Raw genomic sequence first — 16,436 nt, 5'->3', positions numbered from 1 at the left:
CAAAAACCCAGTATTCATGAGAAACTACCCAGGCCACCTGGTCATCCTATTAATCGGTTTAATATTCGCGTACCCGGCATCCGCACAGGATACCAGCCGTACACAACGGCTTCCCCGCAACATAGCAGATTCCACGCGGCTGCAGCCAGATTCGATGCGAAAGCAGTCAGACACAGCCCGCTTGAGAAGAGGCGGCGCACTTAGAGAATTATTTGCCGACTCAGGCAAACTTACCTCCAGCGATTTCCAGTTGCAGATTGAAAAAACATACCTGGTAATGAATAATGTCGGGAACAAAAGCGAACTGGGGCTGCCGGTAAAATTGATAAAACAACGGCAGGCTGATACCGACTCCATGCTGGCGGTTTTAAAAGACAATGTGCTTAACAACAGCGCTGCCCTGAACCTCCGTAACCTCCAGGTATTTAAGACCCTGCTGCTGCATATTCAGGTAGATTGTAACGAAGACCGCGAGGTGCTTGACAGCACCGAAAACAAACTGATTGGCCTGCGCAACAGTATGAAAACGCTGGTTGGGGATACCGTTATGCGTCAATTGTGGCGCGACTCGGTATTACGACAACAGTTCGCCCCCCAATTAAAAGGAATGCGCGAAGTGTTTCGCGGGTCAACGAAAAAATTAAAGGAAAGCCTGGCGGATATTAACCATTTGCAAACCCAGGTTTCTTCCAATGTTATTACAACTTCCCAATTGCTCGATAAGGTAAACGCATTGTTAAGTACCTCCGGGGCCCGGATCTTCGGTAAAGAACATAATTTCCTGTGGGAAAAGGATACTACCCGCCTTTCTGCCAGTGCACGGCATTCGCTTGGCAAAGCGTACGACGGAGAGCGAAAAGCCCTCAAATACTATTTTAAAGACAGCAGTCATAAGCGGCTCTACCTGCTGCTTATCGGCGTTCTGTTTTTCATCTGGCTCTATCGCAACATCCGGACCTTGCGGCGGATGAATGCAATGAACAGTTTCAACCACCTTGAATTTGAATACCTCCCACATAACTACATCGTTGCTGCCTTTATAATGATGTTTGCGGTAGCGCCATTGTTCGATCTGCAGGCGCCTTCCGTCTATATTGAATCCATGCAGTTCCTGATGCTTGTCATTCTCACCATCATCTGCTGGAAAAAGTGGCCGCGCCGCCTTTTCGTTTACTGGGTTGCCGTGGTAATTTTATTTATTTGCTTTGCTTTCACCCATCATATGGCCGACCCGGGTTTTTGGCAACGCAACTGGCTTATATTGCTCAATTTGCTGTCGGTAGTGTTTGGCATCCTGTTTCTTTCCCAAATGCAGCAACACCTCCCTATGCGCGGCTTCCTTCGCTTTGTGATCATCCTGCATAATGTGATGAACGTGATTAGCGTGTTATGTAATATGGCAGGCCGTGTTTCGCTGGCCCAGATCCTGGGCAGTTCGGCCATCTTTGCGTTTACACAGGCCATCGGCCTGGCCGTGTTCAGTAAAATATGCCTGGAAGCCATACTGCAGCAGATCGTTGCCAGCCGCTTACGACGCCATGTACAGGGACGACTGAATTACCAGCCCGTGCTTGCCGGTTTCCGCCGCCCGATCCTTTTCCTGGCAGTGGTGCTGTGGTTGATCGTGTTTGCTACCAATTTGAACATCTATACAGCCGTATTGCAGTTTTTGGGTGATTTCCTCACAAACCCGCGTCATATTGGTAATGCTTCCTTTACCCTCGGTGGCGTATTGTTGTTTTTCTTTATTATCTGGATCGCTCACCTGCTGCAGAAATACGTGGGCTACTTTTTTGGCGATACCGGTTCCGACGATGAAATACACAACAAAGGTCAACGCTCACGGCTGCTTATTGCACGGCTTGTTCTCTTGTGTGTTGGCTACCTGCTGGCTGTTGCAGCCTCGGGTGTACCCGTAGATAAGATCACCATCGTATTGGGCGCCCTGGGTGTTGGTATTGGCTTAGGGTTACAAAACATTGTAAATAATTTCGTTTCAGGTATCATCCTCATCTTCGACCGCCCACTGCAAATTGGCGATGTGGTGGAAATTGGCGATAAATCGGGCAGGGTGAGGGAGATCGGCCTGAGGTCAAGCACCCTGTTGACCGGCGATGGCGCAGAAGTGATCATTCCAAACGGTGATGTATTGTCGCAACAGATCGTAAACTGGACGTTGAGCAATAATCAGCAAAGGCTTGAAATGGACCTCACAGTTAAAGGCAACGCTGATATGGAAGTAATAACAAGCACTGTTAAAAAAGCCATTTTAGCTTCGGGGTATATCTATGAAAGCCGGGAGCCGTCGGTATTGTTCACCAAGGTATACGACGACGGATTCGACCTGAAAGTTTATTTCTGGTGCATTGATGTAAGCAAGTCTGGTGAAGCAAAAAGCGCTATTATGATACTGTTATATCAGGCATTGAAGAAGGAAGGGATACAAATAATATAAGATAAAAACGGGTTAAAAAAGCAGGCAGTAAATTACGCCTGCTTTTTTACAAAGTAGATCTCCTGGTTTTCGTAAAAATGCGCCAGGTCTGCTTTTGCAGTTTCTATGGCCTTTACTTTATTCTCATAATAAAGCGCGCCTATTGAATATTCATAGGCGTTTGATAAAAGTTTTGAATGTCCTTTATCGCCGGGATCATTTTTATGAGGCGTCATCTTCTTATACCTGGCTATAACCGCAAATACCCGGGTGCTCCCCAGGAAGTCAATGATCTCAGCCGACTTGTACCTGTTCTCAATAATTTCATTACAAAGTTCAACAGCCGCTAACCGTAATACCCGGTCACCCACCTGCTCGATCTTCTTAAAAATATGTTGTTCTTCTGTCATAATTATTTAAGTAAATCGTCAAAGGTAGCAAATAAAATCCTGTTATGCATTATCGTATGACCGTTACCCGTAGAAAAGTGGCTGGTATGGAAGTAGTGTTTTTGTCGTTGCTTTGATTTTGGCTTTCAAACAGTTCTTCCAGTTCACGCTGCAGCTCCGAAGCCTTTCCATTCTTTTCAGCAGCCTCAAAAGCATTCATGGTGGGCCCGTAGAAATTTTTGAACCTGCCTACTAGTTCCTTCGGTGGAAAAGGCGCATTAAAAGTGAATAGATCCATAATGAAGGAAATATTTTCTTTTGCCACACCTGCCTTCGTGAACCGTTCTATAACGTGGCTTTCTACACCCCATAACATCGGGCTAACGAAACCTTCCGGGGGCGGCGGTGTGTAGGATGAACTGATCTTTAATATTTGAGCTACCAGCGTGGGATCGCCCGGGATCCAGTTGCCCATGATTATTTTTCCGCCGGGTTTGGTAACACGTACCATTTCCCGGGCTACGTCAAAAGGTTTTGGAGCGAACATGGCGCCAAAAATACTTACCACCATGTCAAAAGACTCATCTTTCAGTTCATGCAGATCGGTGGCATCTCCCTCCTGGATGGTACAATTGGTAAGCCCTTCCGCTTTTATCCGCTTGTTGCCTGCCTCTACCAGATTGCTGGCGATATCAACCCCTAAAACATGGGCGCCTAATTTTGCTTCAGGTAGTGCCGTAGTGCCATCTCCGCAACCGAGATCTAGAATGGTAAGGCCAGGGGTGATCCCCAATTTGGCCACAAGCGCCGTACCGCTTTCCCGCATAGTATCGGCTATTTGGGTAAAGTCACCCTTTTCCCATAATGCTTTGTTTGGATTCATTTTGGTATGTTTTTAGAATATCATCGAATTAATGACGACAGATTCTATAAAAGCACCATCAAAACCAAATAAATGTTATGATCCAGATAGTAGCAAGGATCATTACTGCCTGGTAATAACTCCAGAAAGCGCCCAGGTCATTTTCCTTTTCATAATTCGCCAAACTCACAAATACCCCAATGATGGGCACCCAGTATATTAGTTTATTGTTCATAAACCAATTCCCTCCCAAAAACAAAATTACATCAATTCCCGGTTATTGATACGACACAAAGTAAATCATGGGGTTATTTGACCTAACTTCACTTTTTACAGGACTTAATTCCATATATGAAACTACAGGTTAGCAGAATGAATGTGCGCTTGAATCCTGATGTCAGGAAGGTAATTCCGCGATTTTTTAATACCGGTGATGAACGTTCCCGAACACTGATAAACAGGGTGATGCTGATGCCTGATAACCAGGTGAGTGAATTACTACAGCAGGTTCACAATGAATTTCGTGATCGCTATAATAATATCCGGGCGGTTTTTGAAAAGCATTTTGACCTGGTAAAGCATTTATTGCCGGAAGAAGAGCGCCTCACTGTTACCAATGAAAAGAAATTGCTGATAGGCTCGTATTTTACGATGGAATATTCACTGGAGCATGCAGCCCTGTTTAATCCTTCTATTGTGGAAGACCCCGATCAGTCAGGTGCAGCAGCCGGTGAAAAAAATGTAATAGTAAGTTTTAGAGCTACCGGCGAAGGTCATATATCCTCTCTTGTATTCAAACGGGCAAAACTTCATAAAAATGGCAATATCCATTTTGAACCTTCCGGGAAATATATGAACCAGGGAAGGGTTACACAACAGAAACGGAATAACAAAAAGGCGTTTACAGAATTGCTTTCACATTCAATTTTACCGGAAGAAATTCGTGCGCTCATCTTATGCCAGTTGCATGATACCTTTTCTTATAAAGAAATTGAGTCGATTTTAAAATCTGCCTTGCAGCATGTTGAGACCGGAATGGCTAAAAACAAAATAAAGTATGATATCCTTAGCATGGTAAACACCAGCTATGAATTACATTTTTTACCTGAATCTTTGTTGTCGGAACGGGTTATTTTTCCCGTAACCTTTACCGAAAAAAATGGCATTGAAGATGCCCGGTTCATAAAATTTACCGCCGAAGACGGCTCCGGCACTTATATGGCTACCTATACCGCATACGACGGTTCTTTTATTCTACCACATTTAATTGAAACAAAAGATTTTTTGCATTTCAAAATGTCACCGCTTCATGGAAAAGCAGCTATTAACAAAAACCTCGCTTTATTTCCAAGGAAGGTCAATGGGCAATATGCTATGTTATCCCGTATCGATGGAGTGAATAATTACATTATGTTCTCTGATGACCTGTATTTGTGGGAAACGGCAACTTTATTACAGCAACCCATCCATCCATGGGAATTTGTACAGATCGGCAATGCTGGTTCACCCATAGAAACTGAAAATGGATGGCTGGTAATTACCCATGGAGTAGGCCCAATGCGTAAGTACTGCCTGGGAGCAAGTTTATTCGATCTAAACGACCCAACCAAAGAACTGGGGCGGTTAAAAGAACCCCTGCTTATGCCAGATGAAGATGAATGGCATGGCTATGTGCCTAACGTGGTTTATTCATGTGGAACGATAATTCACCATGAAAATTTATTTATCCCTTATGCCGTATCCGATTATGCAACTTCATTTGCCACAGTTCCTTTGAAAGCATTATTGAATGCAATAAAACCAGCCGGTTAACCAGAGGTTACAACCCAGTTTTGCGTGTCACTTTTTCGTACAATTCCATGTAATGCGTAGCCATTACATGGCTGCAGAATTTAGCCAGGGCATGTTCACGGCACGCCTGTCTGCTTATTTTTTTAATTTTACCAGTAGCCACCACCGCTTCTGCTATATTTTGAACCAGGAAACCGGTTTCCCTGTTCCTGATCAACTCATTCATGGAACCCCGGTTAAAGGCAATTACCGGAGTGCCGCACATCATGGCTTCTGCAACACTGAGCCCGAACGGTTCTTCAAAACTGATAGGATGCAGCAATGCCTGTGCATTTCCCAATAGCTCATTACGCTGCTCAGGCCCCACATTTCCTTTGTACATAATGGTTGTATCGTTCAGCCAGGGAACTATTCTTTCCTTAAAATAAATCTCATCCTGGATCAGTCCGCAAAGAATTAATCTTTTATTTGATTGAAGGGCTATTTGAATAGCTTCATAAGCCCCTTTCTCAGGATGCATTCTTCCGAAATACAATAAATAATCACCGGCGCCGGAACCCAACTGAAACTGTTCTTCGTTTATGCCATTGTACACTGTATCCAGGTATTGCAGGTCAGGGTGCCTGTTACTGTGGCTGACAGAAACATACAATGAATTGCCGTTGTATTTTTTATATACAGGAATAATTTCTTCTGAAGAAAATCCATGTATCGTTGTAATAACGGGGCACCTGATCAGTTTTGAATAGGTGAGGGGAAGAAAATCAAAATGATTGTGTATGATGTCAAAATCGGAAGCCTGCTCCATGAGATTAGAGATGTGAAGACATTCCCATACTTTTGCATCGGCAGGATATTCACCCAATGGTCTTTGACACACCGATTGCAGATTTGCCTGCGTAACAGCATCTCCGGTTGCAAATAATGTAACATTCATTCCCTTCTTCACCAATGCTTCCGTTAATACAGAAGCAACCTGTTCCCATGGACCATAACTTACCGGTGGCGTTCGCCAGGTTATAGGGGCAAGAACTGCTATTTTCATTTTTTATAATGTTGAAACCACTACCTCATGCGATATCCAGTAGGCCAGGGTGCTTTCAGCTCCCTGATTTAAATTGATCCCTTTACTATGCAAGCCATCAGCACACCCCCCGGTTGAAAAATCATATAATGAAAGGCCCAGGTCATTATCACCCAGGAACCATTGGTAGCTTTTATACATCCGGGTAAGGTAGGGTTGCTCCTGTGTGATCCGGTAAGCTTGCTGATAAAGAAGCACCATGGCCATTACATCGATACCCTGTTGATCGAATTGCGCCATTGGGCCACCCCGTTTATACCACCCCGCATTACCTATTGGCCTTAGGATGTTATCATAAAAGACTTTTGATTCCAGGAAATGCATCGACTCAAGCGCAATTGCCAGATACTGCTCATCTTCTGTAACCTCATAGGCATTTAATAACGCCAGCGGCAACATGGCGTTATCGTATGTGAGTACCGGTTCAAACCAATGCCATTCAGCATTCCTGTTATCCTTATACATACGAACCATTTTATCGGAAAGCTGGATCACCGCATTTCTTTTCCAGTCATCAGGATAATGGGATTTAATAAACTGGCAAATGCCAATAATTGAATTAGCCATACCGCGTAAGGAGGTCAGCACATTGACATGAGGGAAAGCTTTTGCAAAAATTTCCCGGCCTGTTTTGATCAGTAAATGCGAAGGGCCTTCATTGATCAAATAACCCAGCGCCATAACGGTCCTTCCGAAGGAATCTTCTGAGCCCCGCTTTTCGGAACTGCTTCTGGTATAACTTAAAAAATTTTTAAAATATCCGTCTTCTGTTTGCATATAATGAATAAAACCCAGATAAACCGGAAGAAGGTGACTTGCAATCTGATCTTTCTTATTGTTCTTACAAGCCCAAACCGCCCATAACAAGGCCCGTGCATTATCATCGATGCAATAGCCTTCTTTCCTGTTAGGCATGGCAAAAACAGCATGCTGAATAATACCGGTATGATCGGTTAAATTACTTACATGCTTATAATTCAGGTCAGGCATTTGCGACCTGGAGAATAAATCAGTGGTTGAGGAGAATAATAACATGTCTTCAGTTACCATAAAATTTGTTATTGAAAATTAGCTTATCGCCTGTATAAGAAACTCCGTTTTACCCAATGGGGTCTCGAGGATCTTTTCATATAGATCAATATGCTTTTCAGCTACTTTTTTCCAGGCGGTATCTCTTGTTTTTAAATAAGCCTGTTGCCCCATTTGTTTTCTTATACCTGGGTTTTCTAACAAATAGATCGCACGTTCAGCCAACTCCTGCTCCTTACCGCTTTCAAGAATAACACCGGTTTCCTCATCAAGCATCTCTTTGGCCAACACAAAAGAATTGGATATAATAGCGCAACCTGCACTCATGGCATACAGGAAAGTGCCGCTAACTGCCTGATGGGGGTCTTTCGAAGTAAACAAATAGATATCTGTTAGCGCCAGGTATTCCATCAGCTTTTTGGTGGGTATATACTCATTCACCAACCGAACGTTTTTTTGCAGGTTATTTTCATCTATTATTTGTTGCAAATAGTTACGGTATTTTTCACCTTCTTCCTGTAGCAGGTTAGGATGTGTAAGGCCCGGCACAATATAAATTGCGTGTGGAAATATCTTACTGATCTCCTTCATAGCTAAAATGCCTTTTTCTATTCCCTTGTTCGGGCTTAATAACCCGAATGTTGTAAGCACCAGGTTGTCTTTTAGATCGTATTTCCTCTTCAGTTCAACCGCTTCTATACTACTATTCCCGGGCGTGCCATGCGGAATAAGGACGATCTTTTCTGCATCTATCTGATAATCTTCTTTCAATAACCGGGCAGAGTTGGTTGTCATGACAATTACTTTATTTGCCAGGAGGGAAATTGCCTGAACAAGTTTTAACCTTTTCAAATCAGAAGCCGGCAACACCGTATGAAACCGGATAATGAAAGGCTTTTCAAGCATTGACAGAAACCCGAGTAAGAACGCCCCAAGGTCACCGCCATATAACCCAAATTCATGTTCAATACATACCAGCTCAATTGTATTATCCTGGTTAATTTTATCGGCAGATTCAATACAGGAATCCAGCTTATGACCATTCATGACCATGCTCACCGGGAATTTATATAATTCGGGAACAGCCGATTTATCAAGCGCACAAATGTTGATTTGAAAACCATTTTTTAATTCAGGTTTAATTGAATGAATAAGATCCGCTGTAAAGCTGGCTATGCCACATTTTATAGGAGGGAAAGTACTTATAAAAAGAATTTTTGATTGGGATGCTAACATGCAAATGTTTTTTTAGTAAATAAAAAGGTGATGGTAATAATTCGGCCAATACAATGCGCTATAACCCGGGGCCCAGGTCATTAAGAAAAATAAATTATAGCTTACAAACCGGAGAACAAATAAGAAGGATCGGCGGGATTATCTTCAACAAAGTAAATAAAGGTAGACTATTTATTTGGTAACAACTATTTATTATCTAACAACGCATTCTAACAATAGTTCCTGTTGTTTCATCTGCATATTTTATTTAGTTTATTTAACAATAGATAATATTATCTCACCACCGTCACCAACTGTTATTAATTCCATGATCACTAAAGGGGAAATAATATTACCGATCAACAAAAAAGATTGTATCTTTAAAAAGCAACCATTTGAGTTTATTAGCACTATGTAATTGAATAATCAGGCTACTTTCCTTTACCTCCTGCTTTTTTCCTCAGATCATTTTTCATTTCTCAATTCTTTAAAATGAATATTTACGTTTCGAATCTAGGCTTCAACATTCAGGGTGAAGACCTGAAGAAACATTTTTCCCAGTATGGAGAAGTAACCTCCATTAATATCATTATGGACAAAGTTACCAACCAAAGCCGTGGATTCGGTTTTGTTAAAATGAATGATACCAAGGCCGCCGAGAAAGCAATTCGCGAATTAAACGGAATGATGCTCGACAATCAGTCAATTAAGGTTAAAGAGGCCAGGCGAAGGGATGAATAAATAACTCCTTGCGCTTCCTTTAATGCATATGATTTATGTTCCTCAATATTAAATACGGCTATAACCTTATACTTCAGTAGCCGGACGGGGAAACTGCATCCACACATCATCTCCGGCCCTGTCGATAGGCAATTCATTTAACCGGTTATACCTACGCATATCAACCCAACGATGGCCTTCGCCAAACAAAGAATAACGCCGTTGCTTTAAGATTTCTGTAATAAGACTATTCAGGTCGGTGGGGCCGGCATAATTTCCCAATGAAGCCGCATTGCGAACTCTGTTGATGGCTGCTACGGCATTGCTGGTATTGTTTAACTGTGCCTGCACCTCAGCATAGATCAGCACCAACTCTTCGTTACGAATGATGGGCATCCGTGCCACATTGGTTGGGTATACAAAAAAATCATAGTCGCTCGATAAACCATCCTGCGATGCGGTAGTAGTGCGTTTCGGCGCTTTGCTTAATCTTGTATCACCAGCTTCAGCATTTGTAATAAAGGAGGGCTGCACTACCCGGGCTTCGGCCGGCGGTGAATTAAGCGGAAAAAACACCGGGTTTAACAGGTCGCCGCCCGCAGTTGAAAACAGGTAATAAGCACCATCTGTAAGACTGCCGGTTAAACTGAAAAAAGATTCTGTGAGGGCAGTATTGGCAAGGGCCCAGTCCTTACGGTATACAGCCACCCGCGCGGCAAGCGCGCGATTGAACTTAGAAAATTCACTTGCTTTTTTACTATACAATAGAGTTGAAAAAGGAAGGTCAACCACACTGCCTTTTAAATCAACATTGGCTTCATTCAATAAATTCTGAATAGCGTTCAGCGACTCGTCTTTTGAAAGAAAGGGGCCTAACCTGTCGGGGTCTGATACATCTACACGAATGCCATTTTCATATTGCTGGTTGAGCACCATCAGCAATTCGTGCGCCTGCACCGTTTTGGCATAACCGATAGCTGCTTTTCGTTGTGCATCGGTAATAGTTGCTTTTGTATTTTGCAGGGCGGTAATAAGGATATTTGTATTCTTTACTACGCGGTATCTTGCATTGAATGGATTCGTTGTATAAAAAGTGTTGTTATCGAGTATAGCGCTTCCTTTCCCCAGCAGGTCGGAGGTAAAACGCGGATCGGAGGTGGAGAAACGGTAATATTCCCGGCCCACCACACTAATGGCATCCCAATAATTATTTAAATTATTTCTCATAGCCGCTTCCGCGCCAACTACCAGGTTTTGTATTTCTCCTAATGAAGCATTTTGCGTAAGAGCGCTGGTACTTGGGTTGTTGGGATCAAGTATAGGATCAACAGTACAGGACGACCAGCCTAATGCTATTAAAAATAGTGCAGGCAGAAGAATAAGCCGGTGCAGTTTATTTTGAGATTTCATAAACAAACTTTTAAGCGTTGACTGATTAAAAAGTAACCGATACATTAAAATAAAAACTCTTGGCTGTTGGGAATGGGGTCACTTCCACATTGCTGGAAATAGCATCTACGCCGAAGTTCGACACTTCAGGATCGTAACTATTGTAATCGAAAATGTTGATCAGGTTCCTTCCCGAAAAGCCGACCTTTACCCTGGCAGCATCATTGAACCATTCCCGGGGCAATGTATAACTCAGGCCTATTTCCCGAACCCTGAAATAAGAAGCGTCCTCTATCCACGGACGTGCGGTAACACCCAAAATAGATAACCGGTAGGCGCCATCCGTTAGCTGACCTTTGGGGTCGAGTGTTCTTTTATCATAATCGGGCGAGGTAGCAAAAATATCACTCAGCAAAGTGCTCAAATTCACATTGTCGCCCCCTTTCTTCCAATGCATTAAAACGGAAAATTCAAAATTCTTCCAGGTAACATTGTTACTGAAAGAAAGATTGAAATCCGGTTCCGCATTGCCAAACACGGCCAGCCTGGAAACGGGGTCCAGTTTATCAACGGCCGAGTCGCCAATTCCTACCAATTGGGTAGGGGATTTGCCCAGTTCAATACGGTAAGTGCCTAAGGTGGCGCCAAAAGCGCCAACATTAAATGCAGGTACGTCGAGCCTGGTTACTTTTGCTTTGTTCTTCCACCAGTTCAACTGCATATTCCACCGCCAGTCTTTATTGGTTACCGGAACTGCATTCAAACCAATTTCAACCCCTTTATTTTGAATAGCCGCCACATTTTTCCAGGAGTTGGAGAAGCCTGCCGAACCGGGAGTTATCACTTTTAAGATCAGGTCTTCTACCTCTTTTTTATACCAGGTGAATTCCAACCCGATGCGGTTATTCAGAATGCCGCCATCAAAACCCAATTCCAGTTCTTTTTGTCGTTCCGGCTCCAGGTTTTCAGAACCCCTCGTCAGATCTACTATCGATCCGGTAGTGCCACTAAAATTGATTGGCGTCAAAGAGGTATAAATAGCGCCAAAGGGTGCAAAGTTGCCCGATTCGCCATAGGCCCCGCGCACTTTCAACAGGCTGAACGTTTGCCATGAAGTAAAGGGAAGGATATTAATAGCTAAAGATGCCTTGGGATAATAGTAGAATTTATCTGCATCGCCATTACGGCTCGATTTATCACTCCTTATACCCAAAGTGGCAATTATCTTGTCCTGGTAATTGAACTCCTCCTGTATAAAAAAGCCACGGTCTTTAGAAATGTTTTTATTCTGCTCCGCCTGTAAAGAACCTGCCTGGTCAATGTTGGTTTGTGTTCCTATCAATTGGGTGGCTGTATTCACAACCGTATTAAGGTCTATATTAAAAGCATTGATGCCTGCCTGGGTGGTGAACTGTATGTCGTCGGCTGGTTTGAAATCATATACGGCCAGTCCGGAAATATTGGTATTGCGGGCAACAGTTGTTCCATAGATCAATGCGCCATTGGTACCATTGCCATCTTTTTGAAACTGCAGCACAGCGGGAAAGATGGCCCTTGTTTCCAGCGTGTAATTATCGAGGCCGCCTAAAGCGATCAATCTAACATCGTGTTTGTCTGTATTTAATAGTTTAACCGTAACCCTTCCGCCCAGCAATATGCGATTTACTTTTTCATTATTCGTGATGAGATCGCGGGTTTGAATAAAATTAGAAGGCGCCAGGGGGTTATTGGGATAGTTACCGTTCGCATCGGGATATAAATTAACCCAGGAAGGAGTAGATACAAACGACACGCCTAATGTAGTGCTGGTATTGTCGTTATTGAAGAAGCCACGGTCGGCGCTGGATTCAACGTAGTTCGAATTAAGAGATACGTCGAGCCATTTGGTGATCTTTTGATCGAGGTTCAATCGAAAAGAGGTTTTTCTATAACCGGTATGTTTAACTATTCCTTCATCATCTCTATAAGTTAATCCGGCATAGTAGGTGGTATTTTCATTGCCGCCGTTTACGCTTAGCCGGGTATTGCTCATAAATCCCTTGTTGCCGTATAATTCATCTTCGTAGTCATACACCTTTCCGCCATTGGCATTATAAACGGCAATACCGCTGGCCCCGTAAGCCGCCCGTACCTTTGCAGTATCCCATGTACGTTGCCCCAGTTTATTCAATTGCATTTGCCAGCCCACCGATTGGCCAAATTCAATTTTAGGCTTACCCGATTTCCCTTTTTTAGTGGTAACGATCACCACGCCGGCCGCAGCTCTGGCGCCATAAATGGCCGCAGTAGAAGCGCCTTTCAGTATTTCAATACGCTCTATATCTTCAGGATCAAGATCGGCAACCCGGTTTGAAGGATTGTCCTGGAAATTGGTGCTGCCTTGTCCGGCCGCCTTTGAGATAAAATTCAATCCACCCTGAATGGAAGAGTTATCGTAATAAACGCCATCCACTATAAACAACGGCTGGGAATTGCCCACCAGGGAAGTTATGCCGCGCAATTTTATGGAGATACCGCCACCCGGCGCACCGGAATTGGAAATAATATTCGCTCCGGGAAATTTCCCATAAAGGGCGCCATCAACAGTTGGCTGTGAGGTGGTGCCCACGAGCTGCTTGGCCGAAACAGTTCCTACGGAATGAGCCAGGTTGGCCCGCTTGGCAGAAGTGGCCAAACCGGTTATTATAACTTCTTCCAGGTGGCCTACATCTTCCTGCATCTTTACCACAAGATCAGCCTGATTACTGCTTACAGGTACGATCTGGGATTTAAACCCTATAAAGGAAATTTCTAACTCTCCGCCTTTGCCCGGGAAGGTAAAACTGAATTTACCATTGGCATCGGTGGAAGTACCCAGGTTAGAATTTCTAAGCCTTACGGATGCGCCCTGTACAGGGGTGTTGCTACCATCAACAACAGTACCCGACACGCTTACCTGTGCCAATACCCATAATGGCGCAAACAGGCAAAATAAAAACAGCAATCGTTTTAAGTTTTGCATGCTGGTAATTTTGGAGTGAACAATAAATAATGAGGGTACTATTCGTTTGTTAGTAAAAGGGGAAAGGATTGGGGAATGGAGATAGAAATGGTTGGTTCTTATAAAGGAGACAATATATTAATAATTATTGCTGCTTTATTGTAACAGGTTGATTTATGTAGGGTTGAACTAACGCAGGTATTCTTTTTAATTGAAAAACACAAGGAATCATACCAGGTGTTGTTCTTCGGCCCAGCGCATATGGTAAGCCATTTTTGCGGTGAAGCCAAGCTTGCGTATCAGCCTGTAATTTACTACGGCGCCAACGGGTGCGCCTATAACCGGTATAAGCTGTGCAAATTTGGCAAGGTCAATATAATCGCGGTATTCCTGCTGAAAGGGACGCCATTCGAACTGGTGAATATCCTCAGGCAGACTTTTCGACTTTTCATCCCAGTTTTTCATTGTCATAAATACATTCTTTCTGTGTTTTGCAGATGAAAAGGCGAGTTGGAAGATATGCAGGATGTATACGCGTTCCTTGTAATCGTTAACAGAGTATCCGTATGTAGCAGCGATCTCGAACAGGAGCTTGATCTTTATTGCAATTAACAGGGGAAAATCGGCCAGGCCAAGCAGGATACCGCCGGCCCCGGTGATGGCGCCTTCAGCCGCAGCGGTATTGCGATAGATCTTTATTTTTTCTTCAACAACCTTGTCACTCTCTTCCAGAGAAACCGGCGTTTTTTTATCGCGTGTGGTAAATTTTGCGCCAAACAACACACCGCGGATCATTTGCTTGATCGTTACCGTAATGGCCCGATGAACTTTTTCAGGGATCCAGCTATTCACCTTATCCTGCACCGATTTAGACAGCCTGTTAAAGATCCCGGGCTTCCGCATCATCCGCCGCTGCCATACCTGCAGTTCCTGCATCATAACCTGTTCGTAGATCGTCATCCTACTAAGTTACGAAACTCTTTAAGAAGCCTTTTGCCAGTTCGATCTTCTAAACTCCGTTGGGCTCACCCCTTTATACTTTTTAAAAGACCGGTTTAAATGGCTTTCGTCGGTAAAGTCAAATTCATATACGATCTCGTTTATCCTCATATCACTGTGAAGCAGCCGCGATTCTACCAGGCGCATTTTGTAGTTGGAAATATATTGCTGCAACGTTTCACCGGTTTGCTTCTTGAAATAGCGCCCTAAATAAGCTAACGAGATACCGAAATGCCCGCTTATTACTTCTGCTCTCAACATGCCGGGATCAAAAATATTTTCCTGTATGTAGTGCAGTATTTCAAGCACCGGTTCTCCCGTATTCTCTTTTATATTCTTGGGAAGCTTCAAAGCAATATTTCTTGCCACAATTGTAATAACCGTGTTTACGATCTGCTCAATGATCTTGTTGAAATAGATTTGCTGATTCGTATTCTCCCTGATTATACTTTCAACCAGGGATGCGATCAATGGTTTATCTGCCTTGTTTTTCAATATGCAACCAGGGCGGTGGCTGGCATTTTGAAGAATGTACTCCATCCGCTTTATCACATCTTTATCTTTTGCATTAAACGACTTCACATAATGCTCGCTGAAACGAATAAAAAAGAACCGGGAAAGGGTGGCTATTTCAAAAGAATGAATATCCTGCGGTGTAATAAGGAACAGGTTTCCCTTGCGATAGTTAAATCTGAGTTTATTTATATATTGAACACCGGTACCATCAACCACATAGATCAGCTCAAAGAAGTTCCTGCTTCTTTTTGATCGGGGATAACTGTGAAGTTCTTTATACTCCACCTCAAATGGTACGTATATATTCTCGGCTTTCATTAAGGAAAATTACAGAATAAGTGCAAAAATGTACAGAAAAGCAAACAGCATATCTGTATAATATTGTACTGTTAAATTATCCAAAAAACTAAAAAATGAAAAAAATAATTTCTTTACTGCTTGTATTAGGAAGTGTTTCTATATTATACGCACAGAAAGATCAACCTTCAAAAAGATCGTTGCAACAACAGTTAATTGGCACATGGACGCTACTATCTGTCGATAACATCTATGCCGATGGCAGCAGGGTGCATCCTTATGGCGAGAACCCCCAGGGCCTGTTGATATTTGATGAAAAGGGCAATTACGCTATACAAATACTCAAAGCCGTCAGGCCCAAAATTGCATCAGGCGACAAGAACAAATGCACGCCGGAAGAAAGCGCCGCATTGGTACAGGGCAGTAATTCGCATTTTGGAAAATATGAGGTGGATGAAAAGGGCAGCTCCATTACGTTTAATATAGAGCATGCTTTTTATCCCAACTGGGAGGGAACCCGGCAGAAACGCATCTATACATACACAGGCGATGAAATAAAGTATGTAGTAACACATACAACCCAGGGCGGACAGGAAGTAATTGCAGAGGTAGCCTGGCGGCGTTTAAAATGATTGATCTCTTTTTATTATACAAGCTAATATTTATGCATTCGAACAACACACTACTTTCCTGGTTACGAAAAATATTAGGGCGCATTAAAATTAATCAGC

Annotated in this window: 14 protein-coding genes; 4 read left to right on the top strand and 10 right to left on the bottom strand. The window is 43.1% G+C overall.

The window, feature by feature from the left end; translation table 11 throughout:
* Positions 1-16: 16 nt before the first annotated feature.
* A complete protein-coding gene (locus FAM09_RS16650; RefSeq protein WP_136578260.1) occupies positions 17-2,455 on the top strand; it encodes a mechanosensitive ion channel family protein in 2,439 nt (812 codons plus the stop codon).
* Positions 2,456-2,487: 32 nt separating this feature from the next.
* Here FAM09_RS16650 and FAM09_RS16645 read toward each other — a convergent pair whose 3' ends face one another.
* The 3 genes from FAM09_RS16645 to FAM09_RS30730 are packed head-to-tail and all read right to left on the bottom strand — an operon-like array spanning position 2,488 to position 3,920.
* Entirely contained in the window at positions 2,488-2,844 is a 357-nt protein-coding gene (locus tag FAM09_RS16645) for a hypothetical protein (RefSeq protein ID WP_136578259.1), read from the bottom strand.
* A 49-nt stretch (positions 2,845-2,893) separates the two neighbouring features.
* Positions 2,894-3,706 carry a class I SAM-dependent methyltransferase gene (locus FAM09_RS16640; protein ID WP_136578258.1) on the bottom strand — a complete coding sequence of 271 codons (813 nt, stop codon included), beginning with the start codon at positions 3,704-3,706 and terminating at the stop codon, positions 2,894-2,896.
* A gap of 58 nt (positions 3,707-3,764) precedes the next feature.
* Positions 3,765-3,920, bottom strand: coding sequence for a hypothetical protein (locus FAM09_RS30730; RefSeq protein ID WP_153825460.1), 156 nt, complete (start codon positions 3,918-3,920; stop codon positions 3,765-3,767).
* A 116-nt stretch (positions 3,921-4,036) separates the two neighbouring features.
* Between FAM09_RS30730 and FAM09_RS16635 the strand changes: the two genes are divergently transcribed.
* Positions 4,037-5,497: a glycoside hydrolase family 130 protein gene (locus FAM09_RS16635; RefSeq protein WP_136578257.1), complete on the top strand. Its 1,461-nt coding sequence runs from the start codon at positions 4,037-4,039 to the stop codon at positions 5,495-5,497.
* Positions 5,498-5,504: 7 nt separating this feature from the next.
* Here FAM09_RS16635 and FAM09_RS16630 read toward each other — a convergent pair whose 3' ends face one another.
* From FAM09_RS16630 to FAM09_RS16620, 3 genes are read right to left on the bottom strand one after another with little or no spacing between them, the layout of a single operon-like run.
* Positions 5,505-6,521 (bottom strand): glycosyltransferase family 4 protein, encoded by a 1,017-nt coding sequence (locus FAM09_RS16630; RefSeq protein ID WP_136578256.1) that lies wholly within the window; start codon positions 6,519-6,521, stop codon positions 5,505-5,507.
* A 3-nt stretch (positions 6,522-6,524) separates the two neighbouring features.
* A complete protein-coding gene (locus FAM09_RS16625) occupies positions 6,525-7,610 on the bottom strand; it encodes a glycosyltransferase (RefSeq protein ID WP_136578255.1) in 1,086 nt (361 codons plus the stop codon).
* An 18-nt stretch (positions 7,611-7,628) separates the two neighbouring features.
* Positions 7,629-8,825, bottom strand: a complete 1,197-nt coding sequence (locus FAM09_RS16620) for a glycosyltransferase (RefSeq protein WP_136578254.1) — start codon at positions 8,823-8,825, stop codon at positions 7,629-7,631.
* 471 nt (positions 8,826-9,296) lie between these two features.
* On the opposite strand from FAM09_RS16620, the gene FAM09_RS16615 reads away from it, so the two are divergent.
* Positions 9,297-9,545, top strand: coding sequence for an RNA recognition motif domain-containing protein (locus tag FAM09_RS16615; RefSeq protein ID WP_136578253.1), 249 nt, complete (start codon positions 9,297-9,299; stop codon positions 9,543-9,545).
* Positions 9,546-9,611: 66 nt separating this feature from the next.
* Here FAM09_RS16615 and FAM09_RS16610 read toward each other — a convergent pair whose 3' ends face one another.
* The 4 genes from FAM09_RS16610 to FAM09_RS16595 form a co-directional block, all read right to left on the bottom strand.
* Positions 9,612-10,934 (bottom strand): RagB/SusD family nutrient uptake outer membrane protein, encoded by a 1,323-nt coding sequence (locus FAM09_RS16610; RefSeq protein ID WP_136578252.1) that lies wholly within the window; start codon positions 10,932-10,934, stop codon positions 9,612-9,614.
* Positions 10,935-10,959: 25 nt separating this feature from the next.
* Positions 10,960-13,914, bottom strand: coding sequence for a SusC/RagA family TonB-linked outer membrane protein (locus FAM09_RS16605; protein WP_136578251.1), 2,955 nt, complete (start codon positions 13,912-13,914; stop codon positions 10,960-10,962).
* A gap of 207 nt (positions 13,915-14,121) precedes the next feature.
* Positions 14,122-14,853 carry an EcsC family protein gene (locus FAM09_RS16600; protein WP_136578250.1) on the bottom strand — a complete coding sequence of 244 codons (732 nt, stop codon included), beginning with the start codon at positions 14,851-14,853 and terminating at the stop codon, positions 14,122-14,124.
* Between the two features lie 21 nt (positions 14,854-14,874).
* On the bottom strand, positions 14,875-15,726 hold the full coding sequence (locus tag FAM09_RS16595; RefSeq protein WP_136578249.1) for an AraC family transcriptional regulator: 852 nt from the start codon (positions 15,724-15,726) through the stop codon (positions 14,875-14,877).
* Positions 15,727-15,821: 95 nt separating this feature from the next.
* Here FAM09_RS16595 and FAM09_RS16590 point away from each other — a divergent pair, with 95 nt between their 5' ends.
* On the top strand, positions 15,822-16,337 hold the full coding sequence (locus tag FAM09_RS16590; RefSeq protein ID WP_136578248.1) for a lipocalin-like domain-containing protein: 516 nt from the start codon (positions 15,822-15,824) through the stop codon (positions 16,335-16,337).
* The last annotated feature ends 99 nt before the right edge of the window (positions 16,338-16,436 follow it).

The sequence above is a fragment of the Niastella caeni genome (assembly GCF_004834005.1).
Classification (GTDB): domain Bacteria; phylum Bacteroidota; class Bacteroidia; order Chitinophagales; family Chitinophagaceae; genus Niastella; species Niastella caeni.
Note: the sequence above shows the minus strand (reverse complement) of the source record. Positions and strands in the feature narration are given on the sequence as shown.